A 20,592-nucleotide genomic window follows, 5' to 3' on the forward strand; every position below is an offset into this window, starting at 1 on the left:
CGGCTCACAACCGGCGCGAGATCCACGGAACCTGACCAGGCGAAGACCTGCACCACCCACAACCGGACCGGTTGCGGCCGAGACACACTCGGCCGCAACCGGCCGTTGTGCGACATACGCCCGGGCCGATACGTGACAGTTTGTACCTACCCAGACAATCGCGAGGAATGCCGATGGAAGATTCCACCAGTTCGTCAGAGGTCGCGAAGTGGGTCAGCATGGCCGACTGGTTGATCGAATCACTGACCGACAAGCCGGTCGCCTTCATCCTCGAGATGGGCCCGAACTCCTACATCGACTACGGCAGCGCAATCGACGACGACGAGGACGAGGACGAGGAATCCGTTGTCTGCGTGCAGATTCACGTGCTCGCCAACGACGTGTTCATGCTGCGGCGATCTCGGACCATGCTTCGTCGACTCATGATCGCCGACTACTCGACCGACCGCCTGGCCCTCGACCGCTGGCACAACGACGACCACTTCGAGGACTGCACAGACGGCTACCTCTTCACCCGCGACGCCCGCCTCGTCGCAGACACCTCGGTGGCCTGGTTCCGAGACAACTGGGGTACCCGGTCCACCGACGACCTCGGGTGCGAGTACCACTTCCCCGACGAACTGCTCGCCCCCGAACCTGACGAGTGACCCGTCAGCCGATCCGCACCGGATCGATCTGCACCCGCACCGAGCCCGCCGACTTCCGCGCGCCGCGCACCGCCTGTGCCTCCGCCAACGCACGAGCCAGCGCACCACCCGCGGCCCGCGGCACCCGCAGCAGCATCCGTTCGACATCGGCCGGTTCCGGTCCGTCGCCGGAGAACGGCAGCCGCTCCCCCGGCGGCAACGGCACCGGGCCCAGCGGTTGCACCCCGTCGGGCAGCGCCGCCGCGTCGAGCAGCTCCTCGATCGCCGCCCGGGTGCCGTCGACCGCGGCGACGTGCACCGCCGGCGGGAAGCCGACCTCGGCCCGCTCGGCGAGCTGAGTCTGCGCGGCCCCCACCGGATCCCACCGCACCAACGCCTGCACCGTCGGCAGTCCCGAGTCCGCGACCACCACCACCTTGCCGCCCTCGCCGGCCGGTCGCACCAGCGCGCTGGCCGTCATCCAGCGACGCAGGGTCTCCTCCTCGGCGCGCAGGTCGGCCCGGCCCAGCAACGCCCAGCCGTCCAGCAGCAGCGCCGCGCCGTAGCCACCGGGCATCACCGGCTCGGCCCCGACCGTAGAGACCACCAGGCTCGCCCCGGTCGGCACCGTGGTCAGCACCTCACCGCCCCCCGACGTCCGCAGCGGCACGCCGGGGAACGCGCGGCCCAGCTCCTCAGCGGTCCGGCCGGCGCCCACCACCACGGCGCGCAGCGCCCGGTTCCCGCAGGCCTGGCACCGGTGGCTGGCGTCCGCGACGCCACACCACCGACAGGTCGGTGAGCCCGCGCCGTCCGGCCCCACCGCCGACGGCAGCGACATCGGACCGTTGCAACGTCGACAGCGCGCCGGCGCCCGACACTTGCTGCAGGCCAGCGACGGGACGTAGCCACGCCGCGGCACCTGCACCAGCACCCCGGCACCCGCCGCCAGCGCCTCCCGGGCCGCGGCGAACGCGATCGCAGGCAGTCGGGCGGCCCGCGCCCCCGGGTCGCGGGCCAACGCGTGGTCGCTGTCGGCCAACGCGGTGACGTGCGGCGCCCGGGACCGCACCTGTGACCGGTCGGCCACCAGGTCGTGCGCCCACCCCGAGTCCACCAGCCTCTGCGACTCCGCCGTCCGCGCGTGCCCGCCGAGCACCACCGCGCAGCCGCCGCCGAACGCGCGCAGCAACGCGACCTCACGGGCATGCGGGTAGGGCGAGCGCGGCTCGGAGTGGTTGTCGTCGCCGTCGTCCCACACCGCGATCAGCCCCAGCTCGGGCACCGGCGCGAACACCGCGCTGCGGGTGCCCACCACGATCCGGGCGGTGCCGCGCAGCGCGGCCAGCCAGCGTCGGTACCGCATCGCCGGTCCCAGCCCGGCGGCCAGCGGCACCACCAGGTCGTCACCGACCAGGTCGACGCAGGCCGCGGCCACCCGGTCCAGGTCCTTCTGGTCCGGCACCACCAGCACGGCGGAGCGTCCCGAGCGCGCGACCACGGCCGCCAGTTCGGCCAGCCGCGTCGGCCAGTCCTCCCCAGGCAACGCCTGCCAGGCGGCCCGCGGACCACGGCCCGCCGCGACGGCGGAGACGAAGGCCTCGCCGTGCGCGTAGGCCGCCCACGCCACAGGGTCCGGCGTCGCCTCGGGAACCTCGGCCAGCGCGGGCGGCGGCTCGGCCTCGACCCGCGCGTGTCGGGGCGGCACCGCCAGCCGCAGCACGTCGGCCCGGGTGCCTGCGTACCGGTGGGCGACGGCGTCGACCAGTTTCGCGATCTCCGGCGTGAGCACCCGCTCGGCGGAGACCACCCGGTCCAGCCAGCCGAGCTTGCCGGAGTGGTCGCTGGTCGCCACCCGCGCAACCAGGAAGCCGTCGACCAGGCGACCGGCGAAGCGCACCCGCACCCGCACCCCCGGCTGCGCCTGTTCGTCCAGCTCCAGCGGCACCAGATAGTCGAACTCACGGTCCAGGTGTGCGAGCGGCAGCATCGGCAGCACCCGGGCGACGGGCAGCTCCGGCGCGGGTACCCGTTCGGCCTTCACCGCCACGAGTCAACCCGCCCGTACCGACAGCACGAGCCGCCCACCGTGAACGGTGGGCGGCTCGGAGCTGTTGCCAATCTAGAGCCCGGCGGCCGCGCGCAGCTTCTCGGCGCGGTCGGTGTGCTCCCAGGGCAGGTCCACGTCGGTACGACCGAAGTGCCCGTAGGCGGCGGTCTGCGCGTAGATCGGCCGGAGCAGGTCCAGGTCCCGGATGATCGCGCCGGGACGCAGGTCGAAGATCTCGCTGATCGCGGCCTGGATGCGCGCCGGATCGGTCTTCTCGGTGCCGAAGGTCTCGACGAACAGGCCGACGGGCGCGGCCTTGCCGATGGCGTACGCCACCTGGACCTCGATGCGCTCGGCCAGGCCGGCCGCGATCGCGTTCTTGGCGACCCAGCGCATCGCGTACGCCGCGGAGCGGTCCACCTTCGACGGGTCCTTGCCCGAGAACGCGCCGCCACCGTGCCGGGCCATGCCGCCGTAGGTGTCGACGATGATCTTGCGACCGGTCAGGCCGGCGTCACCCATCGGGCCACCGAGGACGAACTTGCCGGTCGGGTTGACCAGCAGTCGCACGTTCGAGGTGTCCAGGTCCGTGTCACCGAGATCGGCGAGCACCGAGCCGAGCACCTTCTCGCGCACGTCCGGGGTGAGCAGGTTGTCCAGGTCGATGTCCGCGGCGTGCTGCGTGGAGACGACGACGGTGTCGAGTCGGACGGCCTTGTCGCCGTCGTACTCGATGGTGACCTGGGTCTTGCCGTCCGGGCGCAGGTACGGCAGCACGCCGGTCTTGCGGACCTCGGTGAGCCGGCGCGAGAGCCGGTGCGCCAGCGCGATCGGCAGCGGCATCAGCTCCGGGGTGTCGGTGCAGGCGTACCCGAACATCAGGCCCTGGTCGCCGGCGCCCTGACGGTCGATCTCGTCGTCGGTGACGCCGTCGACGCGGGCCTCGTGCGAGTGGTCGACGCCCTGGGCAATCTCGGGCGACTGCGCGCCGATGGCGATGTTCACGCCGCACGAGTTGCCGTCGAAGCCCTTGGCGGACGAGTCGTACCCGATCTCGAGGACCACGTCCCGGACGATCTTCGGGATGTCGGCGTAAGCGGAGGTGGTGACCTCGCCGGCGACGTGCACCTGGCCGGTGGTGACCAGGGTCTCGACGGCCACGCGGCTGCGCGGATCCTGCTCGAGCAGCGCATCCAGGATGGAGTCGCTGATCGCGTCACAGATCTTGTCCGGGTGGCCCTCGGTCACGGACTCGCTGGTGAATAGCCGACTACCGGACTTGCTCACAGATATCCCTCTCGCAAACGCTGTATGTGTACCGGGCTCGACACTAGTGCGAGGCACCGCGGATGTGCACTGCTTGAACTCACCACCGTCGACACCCCGTCGATCAGGTGTGACAGCTGTTACTCCTCCACATTACGAGCACCGGACTCAGCCGGCGCTCGCACCCCCACCGGCGGCCAACAACGCCGCCGTCGCGTCGAGCACCCGGCTCGCCATCAACGACTTCGAGCCGTGCGCCAGCGCCCGCTCGGAACCGTCGGCGCCCAGGATCCAACCGCTGTTGTCGTCCACCTCGAACGCCTTGCCCTCCCCGACCGCGTTGACCACCAGCAGGTCGCACCCCTTGCGGGCCAGCTTGCTGCGGGCGTGGGTCAGCACGTCACCCTGCGCGTCCCCGGTCTCGGCGGCGAAGCCGACGATCGCGCAGGCGCCCGGCAGCTCGCCGGCGCCGCGCGAGGCGACCAAGCCGGCCAGGATGTCGTCGTTGCGGGTCAGCGGGATGGTGTCCGGCTCGTCCGCGCCCTTCTTGATCTTCGCGGTCGCCACGCTGGACGGCCGGAAGTCCGCGACGGCCGCGGCCATCACCACCGCGTCCGCGTGCCGCGCCGCCTTGTCGACGGCCGCCTTCAGGTCCTGCGCGGTGCGCACCCGGACCACGTCCACCGCAGCCGGGTCCGCCAGTTCGGCGGTGTACCCGGCGATCAGCGTGACCTGGGCGCCGCGCTGGGCCGCCAACCGGGCGATCGCATAGCCCTGCTTGCCGGAGCTGCGGTTGCCGAGGAAGCGGACCGGGTCGAGGGGCTCACGGGTGCCGCCCGCCGAGACGACGATGCGACGACCCTCGAGATCGCGGGGCAGCGCGTCGGGACGCTCCATCAGCAGGGTGGCCAGACCGACGATCTCGTCCGGTTCCGGCAGTCGCCCGGCGCCGGTGTCCTTGCCGGTCAGACGCCCGGACGCGGGCTCGATCACGGTGATGCCCCGCGAACGCAGCGTCGCCACGTTCGCAACGGTGGCCGGGTGCTCCCACATCTCGGTGTGCATCGCGGGCGCGAACACCACGGGACATCTGGCGGTGAGCAGCGTCGCGGTCAGCAGGTCGTCGGCGCGCCCCTGGGCGGCGCGGGCCATCAGGTCCGCGGTCGCGGGGGCGATGACCAGCAGGTCGGCCTCCTGGCCGATCCGCACGTGCGGAACCTGCGGCACGTCCGTGAACACGCCGGTGTGCACGGTGTTCCCGGACAGCGCCTCGAAGGTGGCCCTGCCGACGAACTCCAGTGCGGATTCGGTCGGGATCACCCGGACATGATGTCCGCCCTCGGTGAAGCTGCGGATGATCGAGCAGGCCTTGTAGGCCGCAATGCCGCCACCCACTCCGACGACGATGCGTCGATGTGCGGTGGCGGCACCCGAGTCAAGTTCGGTCACGGCCGGCGGTCACTCGCCTTCGGTGTGCTCGAGCAGGTCGGCGTGGATCTCGCGCATCGCGATGGAGAGCGGCTTCTCCTGCAGGCCCGGCTCGACCAGCGGTCCCACGTACTCGAGGATGCCGTCGCCGAGCTGGTTGTAGTAGTCGTTGATCTGGCGGGCGCGCTTGGCCGCGTAGATCACCAGTGCGTACTTCGAGGAGGTGCGCTCGAGCAGCTCGTCGATCGGCGGGTTGGTGATACCGAGCGGGGTGTCGTACGCCGGCACGCCGTGGCGCGCGGCGTCTTCCGCGACTGTCTGAGTGTCACTCATGTACGTATCTCCTGAAATTGGTCGGCGCTGGGTGAAGCTTTGTGTACTAGTCAGGACTGACCCGAGGGCCAGAGCTGGGCACAAGTCGGTACGACGAAATACGACGGAGGTCGGCTACCGCGGACCACCAGCCAACAAGGATACCAACTCCTCGCAAGCACGATCGACATCCTCGTTCACGACCACCGTGTCGAACTCGTCCTGGGCCGCCAGTTCCACGCGTGCGGTCTCCAGTCGGCGGGCGATCACGTCCGCCGACTCGGTGCCCCGCGAGGTGAGCCGGGAGACCAGCTCCTCCCAGCTCGGCGGCGCCATGAACACCAGCTGAGCCTCCGGCATCGCCGCCCGCACCGCGCGGGCGCCGACCAGGTCGACCTCCACCAGGACGGGGTGACCGGCCGCGAGGGCCGCCTCCACCGGCTCGGCAGGGGTTCCCGACCGCTGCAGTCCGCCGTGAATCTCTGCCCATTCGAGCAGGTCACCGGCCTCGATCATGGCGTCGAACTCGGCCGCCGTGACGAACCGGTAGTCCTTGCCGTCCACCTCGCCGGGGCGAGGGTCTCTTGTCGTGGCAGACACGCTGAAGACCAGTTCCGGCATCCGCTCGTGCAGCTTGCGCACCACGGAGGACTTGCCAACAGCCGAGGGGCCGGCCAGTACTACCAGCCGGCCCCTCTGCACTGCACTGTCCTCGGCCACGTTCACCGAGGTGGTCTTGCTGCTGTCTGACACCTTGTTCGCGTCAGGCACCACTTGTGACTCAGGCCTCGAAATCGAACCTGGTCAGCAACGCCTTGCGCTGGCGATCTCCGAGTCCGCGCAGACGGCGGGTCGGGGCGATCTCCAGCTCGGTCATGATCTCCTGCGCCTTGACCTTGCCCACCTTGGGGAGGGCCTCGAGCAGCGCGGAAACCTTCATCTTGCCGAGGATCTCATTGTCCTCGGCATCCTTGAGAACCTGCTTGAGGTCGGTGCCGCCACGCTTCAGGCGCTCCTTGAGCTCAGCCCTGGCCTTACGGGCGATAGCCGCCTTCTCCAAAGCAGCAGCGCGCTGCTCATCAGTCAACTGGGGAAGGGCCACGGTTCCTCCGTCTCGTCGTGTGCAAATAGTGTTCAACCACTGGATAACCAGCGGCGATAGCGACCGTACTCACGCTGAGTCCCGATTGCTAACCCGCCCCCGGACTCCGGAGGCGAATCGCGTCGGCTATGCGAGCCCGGCTTCGACCTCGTCCCGGACCCGCTCAGCGGCCTCACGAAGCGCCGAAACAGAGGGACCGTGCCGAAGTACATCGCGAGAAGTGTTGGGTAACAACAACTCTCGAGAATCATAGAATATCTCTGCCAGGTCAGCCACGGTGGCCCCCTGCGCGCCGAGCCCGGGCGCCAGAATCGGCCCGGAAAATTCCGACAAATTCAGTCCGTGTCCGCGTGTCGCGCCGACAACCAGGCCAACCGTGTCGTTTCCGTCCCGATTGTAGGCCGCCGCGTCGTCCACCACGGACTGCGCAACGGACACCTCATGCGGCGTCGAAGCCGACAGTTGCGACGATTCCGACGATTCGGTCACGCGGGCACCCTGCAGGCCACCGCCCTCGGGGTTCGAGGTGCGAGCCAGCACGAACACTCCCCGACCGGTCTCCGACGCCAGGCTCAGGGCCGGGTCCAGCGCCCCGAAGCCGAGGTAGGGAGAGGCCGTGACGGCGTCCGAGACCAACGGAGAGCCCTCACCGAGCCAGGACTGGGCGTAGGCGGCCATCGTCGAGCCGATGTCGCCACGCTTGGCGTCAGCGACGACCAGGGTGCCGGCCGATCGCACCACCGAGATGGTGCGCTCGAGCACGGCGTAGCCCGCACTGCCGTACACCTCGAAGAACGCGACCTGGGGCTTGACCAGTGCCACCTCCCCGACGAAGGCCTCCACGCAGATCTCCGAGAACGCCTCGACGCCCTCGGCGCTCTCCGGCAGCCCCCAGGCGCGCAGCAACGACGGGTGCGGGTCGATGCCCACGCACAGCCGGCCCCTGGCCCCGATCGCCGACCGGAGCCGGTGGCCCCAGCTGTGACCGGGAGCCGGGACCGCACCGCGGTCGTCGCTCACGACTGCGCTGCCGGCTCGCGCAGCGTCGCGTGCAGGTCCTGCAGGGACCGCACCCCGATGTCGCCGCGGATGCCGGCCTCGATGCCCTGCACCGCGGCGGACGCGCCCTGGACGGTGGTGATGCACGGGATGGTCGCCGCGACCGCCGCACTGCGGATCTCGTAGCCGTCCACGCGGGGGCCGGAGTTGCCGTACGGGGTGTTGATCACCATGTCGATCTCGCCGGCCCGGATCTGGTCGACGATGGTCTGCGCACCCTCGGGATGCTCCTCGCCGGACACCTTGTAGACGTTCTCGCAGACAATGCCGTTGCGGCGCAACACATCCGCGGTACCCTCGGTCGCCAGGATCCGGAAGCCGAGGTCCGCGAGACGCTTGACCGGGAAGATCAGCGAGCGCTTGTCCTTGTTGGCCACCGAGACGAAGACGGTGCCGGAGGTCGGCAGCGAGCCGTACGCCGCGGTCTGGCTCTTGGCGAACGCGGTGCCGAAGTCGGAGTCGATACCCATGACCTCGCCCGTCGACTTCATCTCGGGGCTGAGCAGGGTGTCGACGCCGGTGCCGTCCGCCTTGCGGAAGCGGTTGAACGGCAGCACGGCCTCCTTGACCGCGATCGGCGCGCCGGCCGGGGTGCTGCCGCCGTCGCCGGTGGCGGGCAGCAGACCGCTGGCCCGCAGGTCCGCGATCGACTCACCCAGCATCACCCGGGCGCAGGCCTTGGCCAGCTGCACGGCCGTCGCCTTCGAGACGAACGGCACGGTGCGGCTGGCGCGCGGGTTGGCCTCGAGGACGTAGAGGATGTCGTCCTTGAGCGCGTACTGCACGTTGAGCAGGCCCTTGACGCCGATGCCCCTGGCCAGCGCCTCGGTGGAGCGGCGGACATTCTCGAGGTCCGTCTTGCCGAGCGTGATCGGCGGCAGCGCACAGGCCGAGTCGCCGGAGTGGATACCCGCCTCCTCGATGTGCTCCATCACGCCGCCGAGGTAGACCTCGGTGCCGTCGCAGAGGGCGTCGACGTCGATCTCGACGGCGTCCTCCAGGAACCGGTCAACCAGCACCGGCCGGTCGTCCGAGATCTCGGTGGCCCGGGAGATGTAGTCCTGCAACGACTTCTCGTCGTACACGATCTCCATGCCGCGTCCGCCGAGCACGTAGGACGGCCGCACCAGCACCGGGTAGCCGATGCTGCCTGCGATTTCGCGGGCACCGTCGAAGGTGGTGGCGGTGCCGAACTTCGGTGCGGGCAGGCCGGCGTCGGTGAGCACCCGGCCGAACTCGCCGCGGTCCTCCGCGAGGTCGATGGCGGCGGGGCTGGTGCCGACGATCGGCACGCCCGCGGCCTCGAGCCGCTTGGCCAGGCCCAGCGGGGTCTGGCCGCCGAGCTGGACGATCACGCCCGCCACGGTGCCCGACGCCGACTCGGCGCGGAAGACCTCGAGCACGTCCTCGAAGGTCAGCGGCTCGAAGTACAGCCGGTCCGCAGTGTCGTAGTCGGTGGAGACGGTCTCGGGGTTGCAGTTGACCATGACGGTCTCGTAGCCGGCTTCGGACAGCGTCAGTGCGGCGTGCACGCACGAGTAGTCGAACTCGATGCCCTGGCCGATGCGGTTCGGGCCCGACCCGAGGATCAGCACCTTGTCCCGCTCGGTCTGCGGTGCGACCTCGGTCTCCGCGTCGGGATCGAGCTCGTAGGTGGAGTAGTGGTACGGCGTCTTGGCGTCGAACTCGGCCGCGCAGGTGTCGACCGTCTTGTACACCGGGTGCACGCCCAGCTCGTCGCGCAGGGCGCGGACGGCGTCCTCGCCGGCCACGCTGTCGCCACCGAGCTCGGGACGCAGCGCGGCGATCTGGCGGTCCGACAGGCCGTGGTACTTGGCCTGACGCAGCAGCGCCTCGTCGACGGCGGCGGCCTCGCGGACCTCGACGCCCAGCTCGTGGATCTGCTGCATCTGGTCGAGGAACCACGGGTCGATCTTCGTGGCCTCGAAGAGCTGCTCGACGGTGGCGCCGAGGGCGAAGGCCTTCTCGATGCCGTACATGCGGCCGTCGAGCGGAACCGTGAGCTCCTCGAGCAGCGTGTCCAGGTCGGTGGCCGGGTACTCCGGACCGGTCCAGTAGCCGGCCCGCTTGGTCTCGAGCGAGCGCATCACCTTGCCGAAGGCCTCGGTGAAGTTGCGGCCGATGCTCATCGCCTCGCCGACCGACTTCATGGTGGTGGTGAGGGTGCCGTCGGCCCCGGGGAACTTCTCGAAGGCGAACCGCGGCGCCTTGACGACCACGTAGTCGAGCGTCGGCTCGAAGCAGGCCGGCGTCTCCTTCGTGATGTCGTTGACGATCTCGTCGAGGGTGTAGCCGATGGCCAGCTTGGCGGCCATCTTCGCGATCGGGTAGCCGGTGGCCTTCGAGGCCAGGGCGGACGAGCGCGAGACCCGCGGGTTCATCTCGATGACGACCAGGCGGCCGTCCTTCGGGTCCATGGCGAACTGGATGTTGCAGCCGCCGGTGTCGACGCCCACCTCACGCAGGATGTCGATCGACAGGTCGCGCATGGCCTGGTACTCGCGGTCGGTCAGCGTCATCGCCGGGGCGACGGTGACCGAGTCGCCGGTGTGCACGCCGACCGGGTCGACGTTCTCGATCGAGCAGACGATCACGACGTTGTCGCGACTGTCCCGCATCAGCTCGAGCTCGTACTCCTTCCAACCGAGGATGGACTCCTCGATCAGGACGTTCGCGGACGGCGACGCGGCCAGGCCGCCACCGGCGATCCGGGTCAGGTCCTCCTCGTTGTACGCCATGCCGGAACCGAGGCCGCCCATGGTGAACGACGGCCGGACGACCACCGGGTAGCCGAGCTCGGCGACCGTGGCGTGCACCTCGTCCATCGTGTAGCAGACGGCGGACTTCGCGGACTCGCCGCCGACCTTGGCGACGATGTCCTTGAACTTCTGCCGGTCCTCGCCGCGCTGGATGGCGTCGAAGTCGGCGCCGATCAGCTCGACGTTGTACTTGGTGAGGATCCCCTGCTCGTGCAGGTCGACCGCGGTGTTCAGTGCGGTCTGGCCGCCGAGCGTCGCCAGCACGGCGTCGATCGGGAAGCCCTTGGCCTCCTCCGCCGCGATGACCTTCTCGACGAACTCCGCGGTGATCGGCTCGACGTAGGTGGCGTCGGCGAACTCCGGGTCGGTCATGATGGTCGCCGGGTTGGAGTTGACCAGGCTCACGCGCAGGCCCTCCTCGCGCAGCACGCGGCAGGCCTGGGTACCCGAGTAGTCGAACTCACAGGCCTGGCCGATCACGATCGGCCCGGAGCCGATCACCAGGATGTGCTTGAGATCTGTACGGCGTGGCATTACTTGCTGCCCTTCCTGGTCGAACGAGCCTCGAGCAGACCGGTGTAACGGTCGAAGAGGTATGCGGCGTCATGCGGGCCTGCGGCGGCCTCGGGGTGGTACTGGACGGAGAAGGCGGAGTCGTCGAGCAACCGGACGCCCTCCACGGCACCGTCGTTGGCGCAGGTGTGGCTGACCACGGCCCGCCCGAACGGGGTGTCGAACTCCTGGCCTGCCTCGCCCTCGAGCGCGAACCCGTGGTTCTGCGCGGTGATCGCGATGCGGCCGGTCTGGTGCTCGACCACCGGGATGTTGATGCCGCGGTGGCCGAACTTCATCTTGTAGGTGTCCATCCCCAGCGCGCGGCCGAGGATCTGGTTGCCGAAGCAGATGCCGAACAGGGGCAGGCCCTGGCCGAGCACCTCCTTGGTCAGGTGCACCGCGCCGTCGGCGGTGGCCGGGTCGCCCGGGCCGTTGGACAGGAACACCCCGTCGGCCTCGAGGTCGAGGATCTGCTCGAGCGTCGCGTTGGACGGCAGCACGTGCACCCGGATGCCGCGCTCGGCGAACATCCGCGGGGTGTTGGTCTTGATGCCGAGGTCGATCGCGGCCACCGTGAAGCGGGCCTCGCCGCCGGTGGGTTCGACGACGTAGCCACTGGTGGTGCTGACCTCGCCGGCCAGGTCGGCGCCGAGCATGGTCGGCTGGTTCTTGACCCGCTCGATCAGCACGTCGTCCGCGGCCAGGGCGGCGCCGGAGAAGATGCCGGACCGCATGGAACCGCGGGTGCGCAGGTGCCGGACCAGCGCGCGGGTGTCGATGCCGGCGATGCCGACGATCGACTGCTCCTCGAGCTTGGCCTGCAGCGAGCCGGTGGCGCGCCAGCTGGAGGTGACGCGGGAGGGGTCCCGGACCACGTAACCGGCGACCCAGATCTTGGCGCCGGCGCTGTCGCCGGTCGGGCCGACGGACTCGTCGTCCTCGTCGTTCCAGCCGGTGTTGCCGATCTGCGGCGCCGTGGACACCACGATCTGCCGGTGGTAGCTGGGGTCGGTGAGCGTCTCCTGGTAGCCGGTCATGCCGGTGCTGAAGACCGCCTCGCCCAGGGTCTGCCCCACCGCACCGAAGGTGGTGCCGCGGAAGATCCTGCCGTCCTCGAGGACCAGGACCGCTGCCTCTGAATTGCTCACGCGTTCTCTCCGTTCACCCATGCCGGGTACACACTCTTGTCGTCTCCACGGAAGCCGGTGTCGATCTCGGTCCCGGTGGGCAACTCCCACCGGATCACCAGCACTCCGTCCTTGCTCATGACCTTGCCTGCGAGTCCACGCTCGGTACGGATCGCGCGGATCGACTCCTGCGGGATCCAGATCGCCGAGGCGCCGTCGCGTTCGAGCAGCACGCCCTTCTCGTACCGGCTCAGGTCGCAGGTCGCGCGGTGACCGATGTCACCGACCGCGATCCGGTCCTGCCAGCTCGGGGCCATCGTGCTGCCCACGTACAACCCGCTGGACGGGGCGATCAGCTGCGCACCGAGGTCGTCGGGCGCCGCGGGCAACGCGCCGACCCGGTCCGCCTGACGGCGGGCGCGGCCCTTCCAGCCCCAGTACATCGCCGCCACCATCACGACCCAGAACACGACGAAGCCGAGGGTCAGCAGCAACCGGTCCAGGCTCATGACTGGACCTTCCCGCCGCGGACGGTGACCCGGCCGCGCAGCAGCGTCGCGGTGACCTTCGCGCCGAACGTCATCGCGTCGAACGGGCTGTTGTGCGAGAGCGACGCCAGCTCGGGCGCGCGCACGGTCCACTCGTGGTCCGGGTCGACCAGCGTCAGGTTGGCCGGTTCGCCGACCGCGATCGGCCGGCCCTGGTCGGTCAGGCCGACGATCTCCGCGGGCCGCTCGCTCATCACCCTCGCGACCCCGCGCCAGTCGAGCAGGCCCGGGGTGACCATGGTCTGCACGACGATCGCGAGCGCCGTCTCCAGGCCCAGCATGCCGGGCCGGGCGGCGGAGAACTCGCAGCACTTGTCCTGCTCGGCGTGCGGCGCGTGGTCGGTGGCGACGCAGTCGAGGATGCCCTCGGCCAGTCCCTTCCGCAGCGCGGCGACGTCGCTGGCCTCGCGCAGCGGCGGGTTCACCCGGTTCACCCCGTCGTACGTCTCGAGTCGCGAGTCGTCGAGCAGCAGGTGGTGCGGGGTGACCTCGGCGGTGATCGCGATGCCCTGTCCACGAGCCCACTTGACCAGCTCGACGGTGCCTGCGGTGGAGGCGTGGCAGATGTGCACGCGGGCGCCGGCGTCGCGGGCCAGCAGCGCGTCCCGGGCGACGATCGACTCCTCGGCGGCGCGCGGCCAGCCGGCCAGGCCCAGCCGGGCGGCGGTCGGACCCTCGTGCGCGACCGCACCGACGGTCAGCCGCGGCTCCTCGGCGTGCTGGGCGATCAGCACCCCGAGCGAGCTGGAGTACTCCAGCGCCCGGCGCATGATCAGCGGGTCGGCGACGCAGTGCCCGTCGTCGGAGAACATCTTGACGGCCCCGACGCCTGCGGCCATGGTCGCCATCTCGGCGAGCTGCTTGCCCGCGAGCCCGACGGTGACGGCCCCGACCGGGTGCACGTCGACCAGGCCGACCTCCTGCCCGCGACGCCACACGTGGTCGGTGATGACCACGGAGTCGGCGACGGGGCTGGTGTTCGCCATCGCGAACACCGCGGTGTAGCCGCCGAGCGCGGCCGCGGCGGAACCGGACTCGATGGTCTCGGTGTCCTCCCGGCCGGGCTCACGCAGGTGGGTGTGCAGGTCCACGAACCCGGGCAGCAGCACCTGTCCGTCGGCCTCGATGACGTCGACGTCCTCGGGCAGGTCGAGGTTGGTGCCGATCGCGGTGATCTCGCCGCCGACGACCAGCACGTCCTGCGGTTGGCCCTCGCCGTACAGGCGGGCGCCGAGGATCAGCACGTTGTTGTCCTGGCTCACAGCGCCGCCCCCTCGGTACCGACCAGCAACCCGAACAAGACCGCCATGCGAATGTGAACTCCGTTCGTGACCTGCTGCAGCACAGCAGTTTTCGGTGAATCTGCGACGGCCGAGGCAATCTCCATGCCGCGCAGCATCGGACCGGGGTGCAGCACGACGGCGTGCTCGGGCAGCAGCGCCAGCCGCTTCTCCGACAGCCCGTAGGTGATCGAGTACTCGCGCTGCGACGGGAAGAACCCGCCGTTCATGCGCTCGGCCTGGACCCGGAGCATCAGCACGGCGTCGGCGCCCGGCAGCTCGGCGTCGAGCGAGTGCGAGACCGTCACCGGCCAGGTCGACACCCCGATCGGCAGCAGCGTCGGCGGCGCGACCAGCACCACCTCGGCACCGAGCAGCGAGAGCAGGAAGGCGTTGGACCGGGCGACCCGGCTGTGCAGGATGTCGCCGACGATCAGCACCCGCTTGCCCTCGATCGAGCCGAGACGCTGGCGCAGGGTGAGCGCGTCGAGCAGCGCCTGGGTGGGGTGCTCGTGGGTACCGTCGCCTGCGTTGATGACGGACGGGCCGTCGCCGTTCGCGTTGGTCCACTCGGCAATCCGGTGCGCGGCGCCCGAGGCCGGGTGCCGCACGATGAGCGCGTCGGCGCCCGCGGCGTGCAGCGTCATCGCGGTGTCCCGCAGCGACTCGCCCTTGGAGACCGACGAGCTGGACGCGCTGACGTTGATCACGTCCGCGCTCATCCACTTGCCCGCGACCTCGAACGAGACCCGGGTGCGGGTGGAGTTCTCGAAGAACACGGTCATCACGGTGCGCCCGCGCAGCGTCGGCAGCTTGCGTACCTCGCGGCCGAGCAGTGCCTGTTCGAAGCGCTCGGCCTCGTCGAGCAGGCCGGTGGCCGTCTCGACGGTCAGGTCGGAGACGGAGAGGAGATGCTTCACGACTCCCCTCCCGCGCTCGCCGGGCTCAGCGTGACGCTGTCGACTCCGTCGTGCTCCTCGAGCAGGACCTTGACGTCCTCGGTCCGCGCGGTGGGCACGTTCTTGCCGACGTAGTCCGCCCGCAGCGGCAGCTCGCGGTGACCGCGGTCCACCAGCACCGCGAGCTGGACGGCCTTGGGCCGACCGAGGTCGCGCAGCCCGTCGAGCGCGGCGCGCACCGTGCGACCGGAGAACAGCACGTCGTCGACGAGGACGACGAGGGTGTTGTCGACGCCGCCGTCGGGCACCGAGGTCCGCTCGAGCGGACGGTGCGGCTTGGTCCGCAGGTCGTCGCGGTAGAGGGTGATGTCGAGCGAGCCGGTCGCCGGGCGAACCCCGGAGAACTCCTCGATCTTGTTCGCCAGCCTGGTGGCGAGGGTGGTGCCGCGGGTCGGGATGCCGATCAGCACCACACGCGGCGGATCGATTTCCGCGTCCAGCGCGGTCTTCTCGATGATCTGATGCGCGATGCGGGCGATCGTCCGACCCACGTCGGCGGGAGACAGCAGTTCCCTGGTGGCCGGTGACTCCGCGGAGGATGGCTCTGGCGAGAGCAAACTGGACCTCCTTCTCCGCCTCTCGGGACGGGTCGTTAAAGGATGTCTGACGTGGTCGAGCGTATCAGCGAACGGCAGGCGGGACGGCAGCGGAGTGCGGTGTGCTGAGCCACACCTGACCCGGGGACGACGAACGCCGCGAACCGATTCTCGATCGGTCCGCGGCGTACGACTGGCATTGTCTCCGGTCAGGCTTCGTCGGACTCCGACGTCGCCGGTGCGGCGGGCTGCGCCGACTGCGCGGTGGCCGCGGCCGCCGCCCGCACCTGCGGGGCGACGAGCACGACCTGGCCGAGCACGCCGTTGACGAAGGCCGGCGAGTCGTCGGTGGAGAGCTCCTTGGCGAGTTCCACCGCCTCGTCCACGGCCACCACCGGCGGTACGTCGGTGGCGTGGAAGAGCTCCCACACCGCGATCCGCAGGATGGCCCGGTCCACTGCAGGCAGCCGGTCCAGCGTCCATTCCTGAAGGTGGTCCGCGATCACCCGGTCCAACCGGTCCAGGTTCTCCGCGACACCGGTCACCACGGCGACGGTGTACGCGTTGACCGGGGCGACGGTCTCGTCGCGGACGGCCATGGTCGTCCGCTCGGCCGCCAGCTCAACCGGGTCCACGTCGCGGGCCTCGGCCTCGAAAAGGAAGTCGACGGCGCGCTTGCGGGCCTTGTGCCGGGCGCCGAACTTCTTGTGGGTGTTCGACACGCTACGAATTCACGCGACCCAGGTAGTTGCCGTCGCGCGAGTCGATCTTCAGCTTGTCGCCGGTGTTGATGAACAGCGGGACCTGAACCTCGGCGTCGGTCTCGAGGATGGCGGGCTTGGTGCCGCCGGTGGAGCGGTCGCCCTGCAGGCCCGGGTCGGTGTGCTTGACGACGAGCTCGACGGTGACGGGCAGCTCGACGAACAGCGGCGCCTCCTCGTGCGTGGCGACCTGGACGTGCATGTTCTCGAGCAGGAAGCGGGACTGCTCGCCGACCGTGTCCTCGTTGATCGAGACCTGGTCGTAGGTGTCGCCGTCCATGAAGATGTAGTCGGTACCGTCGTGGTACAGGTACGTCATGTCACGACGGTCGACGGTGGCCGTCTCGACCTTCACGCCCGCGTTCCAGGTCTTGTCGACCTGCTTGCCGGAGAGCACGTTCTTGATCTTCGTACGAACGAAGGCCGGGCCCTTGCCGGGCTTGACGTGCTGGAACTCGAGGATCTGCCACAGCTGGCCCTCGATCTTCAGTACGAGCCCGTTCTTGAAATCACTGGTGTCTGCCACTTACGTCGCGTCTCCTTCAGACGATTGCGAAACTCTTGCTGGTGAGTGTGAGGAGCTCCGGCCCCTGCTCACGAACCACGAGGGTGTCCTCGATCCTGACGCCTCCGCGCCCGGAGAAGTACACACCCGGCTCGACGGTCACCACTGCACCGCAGGCAAGTGTACCGGCCCCGAGGGCGCCGATCCCCGGTGCTTCGTGGATTTCGAGCCCCACGCCGTGCCCGAGACCGTGCAGGAACAGCTCGCCGTGGCCCGCGTCGGCGATCACCGACCGCGCCGCGGCGTCGACCTCGGACACCGGTGCGCCGGGCAGCAGGGCCGCGCAGCCGGCCGCCTGGGACCGGGCGACGAGGTCGTACACCTCGCGCTGCCAGTCCGCGGCCACGCCCAGCACGTAGGTCCGCGTCATGTCCGAGTGGTAGCCACCGACCTGGGCGCCGAAGTCGAGTTTGACGAAGTCGCCGGTCTCGAGCACCGCGCCGGTGGGCCGGTGGTGCGGGATCGCCGAGTTCGCACCGGCGGCGACGATGGTCTCGAACGAGATGCCGTCGGCGCCGTGCTCGAGCATCAGGAACTCCAGCTCCCGGCCCACCTCGCGTTCGGTGCGCCCGGGCCGCAGGCCGCCGCGGTCGACGAGCACCTCCAACGCCAGGTCCGCGACCGCACAGGCGCGGCGCAGCAGCCCTATCTCGTGCTCGTCCTTGATCATTCGCAACTGCTCGACCAGACCGGGGGTCCGGACGAAGTCCAGTTCCGGCCCGTCCTCCTGCCAACTCGACAGGGCGTCGACCGTCACCACGTGGCTCTCGAAACCGACGCGGGCCCTCGGTGCGTCGGCCAGGGCGCGGACCAGCGCAGGCGCGCTGGCCCGGTCGATCAGCGCGGGCAGGTCGGGCACCTGCGTCGCCACCTGGGACAGGTAGCGGCCGTCGGTGCAGATCACCGTCCGGTCCTCGGACGCGGCGCCGTCCGCGGCGTCCACCAGCAGCGCGGCGTTGGAACCGGTGAATCCGGTCAGGTACCTGATGTTCAACAGGTCCGTGACCAGCATCGCGTCGAGGCCGCACGCTCGAACCAGCGCGCGCAGCGCGGCCCGTCGGGACCCGTGATCGGCAGAGGACATGGCCCCAACCTACGGCAGCGAAACCCGTCGCGAGGCTCACCTCGAGCGGTCGCTGTGGGTTAGGACACAGACCGCCCGGCACGGTCGTTACGCTGTCGGCATGAACTCGTGGCTTCTTCGTGGACTCGGTATGGCGTTCGTACATGTGGTGGCACGTGTACTTCTCGGAATCGCCGTCACCGAATGGCCCCTGCACGGCTCCTCACTGCGCTGGGTCAGCCTCGCGGCGGTGATCCTGGTGGCGATGGTCTGGGGCGGCATCGACGGCATCCGGGACGAGCGTGCGTACCCCGGCGAGGACGAGGGCGCCGACCTCACCATGCGGTGGCTCAAAGCAGGCGTGCTGGCCGGACTGGTCGCAGGCCTGGCCACCTGGGCGGTCGGACTGGTCAGCGACATCGCCCTCGGCGAGAACAGCCTGTTCTTCGAGATGACCTCCGGCGCCGCCTTCACGATCCTGCTGGTGTTCGTCCCGGCGACCCTCGCGGTGACCATCGGCCGGCTGATCGTCCGGCGCGAGGTGAACAAGTCCGGGAACGTCCCGGTCGCGGTCGGCGCCTCCGCCGCAGCGGCGGGGTACGTCGACCATGGTCGCGCGGAGACCGACTCCGTCGCGTACGCCGAGGAGGGCTACGCGGCGTCCGAGTGGTCGTTCGTGCACGGCACCGACGAGCAGGCCGCGGACCAGCAGGCCGCGGCCGGGCAGGGTCAGTCCGAGCAGGCCGACTACGACGAGCAGTCCGCGCCCACCGAGGTCTTCGAGGCCGTGCAGCCGCAGCAGTCGGACGACACCGAGATCTTCGAGGCGGTCCAGCCGCAGCCGTCGGACGAGACCGAGGTCTTCCCCGCCGTCGAGCTCCCGAACGACAAGCAGGGCCCGCGCAAGTAGGAACCACAAACGGGTGTGGTCGACCGGTCCTCGAGGACCGGTCGACCACACCCGTTCGGCATACGTCGGGAGCCGCCGACACTCCGCGAAAGAGCTACCGCGCTCCGCGAGAAACCAGTCAGCGCTCCGCGAGGAACCTCAGCGCCAGCGGGTAGCCGGCGACACCGAGCCCGACGATGACGCCGGTCGCGATCGCGCTCAGGTACGACCGGTGACGGAACTCCTCGCGGGCGTGCACGTTCGAGATGTGCACCTCCACCAGTCCGGCGGTCAACTCTGCGCAGGCGTCGCGCAGTGCGATCGAGGTGTGTGTGAGCGCGCCGGCGTTGAGCACCACCGGCTCCCCCGCGTCCGCGGCGTCGTGGATCCAGCCGAGCAGTTCGGCCTCGCTGTCGCTCTGACGCACCTGTACCTCGATGCCGAGGTCGGCCGCCGCGCGTTCGCACAGCGTGACCAGGTCGGCGTGGGTGGTGGCGCCGTACACCTCGGGCTGACGCTTGCCGAGCCGGCCGAGGTTGGGGCCGTTGAGAACCTGGACCCTCACAGCAGCACCACTCCCGAGCCGCCCGGCGCCTCGTCGCGGGCCACCGCCGAGTAGGCCGCGGCCAGCAGCGTCGGGTCCGGGCCCTCGAGGCGGCCGGGCTTGGCCAGGCCGTCGAGCACCACGAAGCGCAGCATGCCGGCCCGGTTCTTCTTGTCGGTCTGCATGCCCTTGACCAGGTCCGCGAACGCCGCGCCGTCGTAGCTCACCGGCAGGCCGACGGCCGCGAGCACCCGGCGGTGCCGGTCGGCGGTGGCGTCGTCGAGACGACCGGCGAGCCGGCCCAGCTCGGCGGCGAACACCAGGCCCACGGAGACGGCCGCGCCGTGACGCCAGCGGTACTTCTCGCGACGCTCGATGGCGTGGCCGAGGGTGTGGCCGTAATTGAGGATCTCGCGGAGATCGGACTCGCGCAGGTCCGCGGCGACGACCTTGGCCTTGACCTCGATGGAGCGGCGGATCAGCTCCGGCAGCACGGTGCCGGTCGGGTCGAGCGCGGCCTCCGGGTCGGCCTCGATCAGGTCGAGGATCACCGGGTCCGCGATGAACCCGGTCTTGATGACCTCGGCCATGCCGGCGACGATCTCGTTGCGCGGCACCGTCTCGAGCGTCGCCAGGTCCACCAGCACCGCGGACGGCTCGTGGAAGGAGCCGACCAGGTTCTTGCCGGCGTCGGTGTTGATGCCGGTCTTGCCGCCGACGGCCGCGTCGACCATCGCCAGCAGGGTGGTCGGCACGTGCACGATCCGCACGCCGCGCATCCAGGTCGCGGCGACGAAGCCGGCCAGGTCGGTCGCGGCGCCGCCGCCGAGGCTGATCACCGCGTCGCTGCGGGTCAGGCCGATCCGGCCGAGCACCTCCCAGCAGAAGCCGGCGACCGCGAGGTCCTTGCCGTCCTCGGCGTCGGGGATCTCGATGCGGTGGGCGTCGATGCCCTTCTCGGCCAACGCGGCGCGGACGGCCTCCGCGGTCTCGGCCAGCGGCGGCTGGTGGAAGATCGCCACCGTCCGGGTGCCGATCAACTCGTCGACGAGTTCACCGAGCAGCCCGCGCCCGATGATCACCGGGTATGGGTTGGCCGTCTTGACCTCGACGCGTACCGGTTCGGTCACTGTGCTGTTCTC

Annotated in this window: 20 protein-coding genes; 2 read left to right on the forward strand and 18 right to left on the reverse strand. The window is 70.2% G+C overall.

Annotated features, from left to right (window positions below):
• Positions 1-173 precede the first annotated feature (173 nt).
• Complete coding sequence (locus ACFO6S_RS03140) at positions 174-647, forward strand: hypothetical protein (protein ID WP_378414095.1); 474 nt, start codon at positions 174-176, stop codon at positions 645-647.
• Positions 648-651: 4 nt separating this feature from the next.
• Here the strand turns inward: ACFO6S_RS03140 and ACFO6S_RS03145 are convergent, their stop codons facing one another.
• The 16 genes from ACFO6S_RS03145 to ACFO6S_RS03220 form a co-directional block, all read right to left on the reverse strand.
• On the reverse strand, positions 652-2,670 hold the full coding sequence (locus ACFO6S_RS03145) for a primosomal protein N' (RefSeq protein WP_378415184.1): 2,019 nt from the start codon (positions 2,668-2,670) through the stop codon (positions 652-654).
• Positions 2,671-2,748: 78 nt separating this feature from the next.
• Positions 2,749-3,963 carry a methionine adenosyltransferase gene (metK, locus tag ACFO6S_RS03150; protein WP_378414097.1) on the reverse strand — a complete coding sequence of 405 codons (1,215 nt, stop codon included), beginning with the start codon at positions 3,961-3,963 and terminating at the stop codon, positions 2,749-2,751.
• Between the two features lie 147 nt (positions 3,964-4,110).
• A complete protein-coding gene (coaBC, locus tag ACFO6S_RS03155; RefSeq protein ID WP_378414099.1) occupies positions 4,111-5,391 on the reverse strand; it encodes a bifunctional phosphopantothenoylcysteine decarboxylase/phosphopantothenate--cysteine ligase CoaBC in 1,281 nt (426 codons plus the stop codon).
• A 9-nt stretch (positions 5,392-5,400) separates the two neighbouring features.
• Positions 5,401-5,703: a DNA-directed RNA polymerase subunit omega gene (rpoZ, locus tag ACFO6S_RS03160; RefSeq protein WP_378414101.1), complete on the reverse strand. Its 303-nt coding sequence runs from the start codon at positions 5,701-5,703 to the stop codon at positions 5,401-5,403.
• Between the two features lie 114 nt (positions 5,704-5,817).
• On the reverse strand, positions 5,818-6,384 hold the full coding sequence (gene gmk / locus ACFO6S_RS03165) for a guanylate kinase (RefSeq protein WP_378415186.1): 567 nt from the start codon (positions 6,382-6,384) through the stop codon (positions 5,818-5,820).
• 79 nt (positions 6,385-6,463) lie between these two features.
• Complete coding sequence (mihF, locus tag ACFO6S_RS03170; RefSeq protein WP_378414103.1) at positions 6,464-6,784, reverse strand: integration host factor, actinobacterial type; 321 nt, start codon at positions 6,782-6,784, stop codon at positions 6,464-6,466.
• A gap of 126 nt (positions 6,785-6,910) precedes the next feature.
• On the reverse strand, positions 6,911-7,804 hold the full coding sequence (pyrF, locus tag ACFO6S_RS03175) for an orotidine-5'-phosphate decarboxylase (protein WP_378414105.1): 894 nt from the start codon (positions 7,802-7,804) through the stop codon (positions 6,911-6,913).
• A complete protein-coding gene (carB, locus tag ACFO6S_RS03180) occupies positions 7,801-11,157 on the reverse strand; it encodes a carbamoyl-phosphate synthase large subunit (protein ID WP_378414107.1) in 3,357 nt (1,118 codons plus the stop codon). The genes pyrF and carB overlap by 4 nt, the downstream gene beginning before the upstream one ends.
• Positions 11,157-12,326 (reverse strand): glutamine-hydrolyzing carbamoyl-phosphate synthase small subunit, encoded by a 1,170-nt coding sequence (gene carA, locus ACFO6S_RS03185; RefSeq protein ID WP_378414109.1) that lies wholly within the window; start codon positions 12,324-12,326, stop codon positions 11,157-11,159. Before carA ends, carB begins: the two co-directional genes overlap by 1 nt.
• Positions 12,323-12,814 carry a PH-like domain-containing protein gene (locus tag ACFO6S_RS03190; protein WP_378414111.1) on the reverse strand — a complete coding sequence of 164 codons (492 nt, stop codon included), beginning with the start codon at positions 12,812-12,814 and terminating at the stop codon, positions 12,323-12,325. The genes carA and ACFO6S_RS03190 overlap by 4 nt, the downstream gene beginning before the upstream one ends.
• Positions 12,811-14,115: a dihydroorotase gene (locus ACFO6S_RS03195; RefSeq protein WP_378414113.1), complete on the reverse strand. Its 1,305-nt coding sequence runs from the start codon at positions 14,113-14,115 to the stop codon at positions 12,811-12,813. Before ACFO6S_RS03195 ends, ACFO6S_RS03190 begins: the two co-directional genes overlap by 4 nt.
• A complete protein-coding gene (locus ACFO6S_RS03200) occupies positions 14,112-15,053 on the reverse strand; it encodes an aspartate carbamoyltransferase catalytic subunit (protein ID WP_378414115.1) in 942 nt (313 codons plus the stop codon). Before ACFO6S_RS03200 ends, ACFO6S_RS03195 begins: the two co-directional genes overlap by 4 nt.
• Complete coding sequence (pyrR, locus tag ACFO6S_RS03205) at positions 15,050-15,649, reverse strand: bifunctional pyr operon transcriptional regulator/uracil phosphoribosyltransferase PyrR (protein ID WP_378414117.1); 600 nt, start codon at positions 15,647-15,649, stop codon at positions 15,050-15,052. Before pyrR ends, ACFO6S_RS03200 begins: the two co-directional genes overlap by 4 nt.
• A gap of 188 nt (positions 15,650-15,837) precedes the next feature.
• Positions 15,838-16,350 (reverse strand): transcription antitermination factor NusB, encoded by a 513-nt coding sequence (gene nusB, locus ACFO6S_RS03210; protein WP_378414119.1) that lies wholly within the window; start codon positions 16,348-16,350, stop codon positions 15,838-15,840.
• Between the two features lies 1 nt (position 16,351).
• On the reverse strand, positions 16,352-16,915 hold the full coding sequence (gene efp / locus ACFO6S_RS03215; RefSeq protein ID WP_378414121.1) for an elongation factor P: 564 nt from the start codon (positions 16,913-16,915) through the stop codon (positions 16,352-16,354).
• Positions 16,916-16,931: 16 nt separating this feature from the next.
• The gene (locus ACFO6S_RS03220; RefSeq protein WP_378414123.1) at positions 16,932-18,038 is read right to left on the reverse strand and encodes a M24 family metallopeptidase; all 1,107 of its coding nucleotides are present in this window, start codon (positions 18,036-18,038) and stop codon (positions 16,932-16,934) included.
• A gap of 100 nt (positions 18,039-18,138) precedes the next feature.
• On the opposite strand from ACFO6S_RS03220, the gene ACFO6S_RS03225 reads away from it, so the two are divergent.
• Positions 18,139-18,927: a B-4DMT family transporter gene (locus ACFO6S_RS03225; RefSeq protein ID WP_378414125.1), complete on the forward strand. Its 789-nt coding sequence runs from the start codon at positions 18,139-18,141 to the stop codon at positions 18,925-18,927.
• A gap of 118 nt (positions 18,928-19,045) precedes the next feature.
• Here the strand turns inward: ACFO6S_RS03225 and aroQ are convergent, their stop codons facing one another.
• Complete coding sequence (aroQ, locus tag ACFO6S_RS03230) at positions 19,046-19,471, reverse strand: type II 3-dehydroquinate dehydratase (protein ID WP_378414127.1); 426 nt, start codon at positions 19,469-19,471, stop codon at positions 19,046-19,048.
• Positions 19,468-20,580 carry a 3-dehydroquinate synthase gene (aroB, locus tag ACFO6S_RS03235; protein WP_378415188.1) on the reverse strand — a complete coding sequence of 371 codons (1,113 nt, stop codon included), beginning with the start codon at positions 20,578-20,580 and terminating at the stop codon, positions 19,468-19,470. Before aroB ends, aroQ begins: the two co-directional genes overlap by 4 nt.
• Between the last annotated feature and the right edge of the window lie 12 nt (positions 20,581-20,592).

The sequence above is a fragment of the Rhodococcus kronopolitis genome, from assembly GCF_042654025.1.
Lineage (GTDB): Bacteria > Actinomycetota > Actinomycetes > Mycobacteriales > Mycobacteriaceae > Rhodococcus_G > Rhodococcus_G kronopolitis.

Coding starts and splice junctions, on each gene's coding strand:
- ACFO6S_RS03140 (WP_378414095.1), top strand. CDS start 174: ATGGAAGATTCCACCAGTTCGTCAGAGGTCGCGAAGTGGGTCAGCATG.
- rpoZ (WP_378414101.1), bottom strand. CDS start 5,703: ATGAGTGACACTCAGACAGTCGCGGAAGACGCCGCGCGCCACGGCGTG.
- carB (WP_378414107.1), bottom strand. CDS start 11,157: ATGCCACGCCGTACAGATCTCAAGCACATCCTGGTGATCGGCTCCGGG.
- ACFO6S_RS03190 (WP_378414111.1), bottom strand. CDS start 12,814: ATGAGCCTGGACCGGTTGCTGCTGACCCTCGGCTTCGTCGTGTTCTGG.
- ACFO6S_RS03220 (WP_378414123.1), bottom strand. CDS start 18,038: ATGTCCTCTGCCGATCACGGGTCCCGACGGGCCGCGCTGCGCGCGCTG.
- ACFO6S_RS03225 (WP_378414125.1), top strand. CDS start 18,139: ATGAACTCGTGGCTTCTTCGTGGACTCGGTATGGCGTTCGTACATGTG.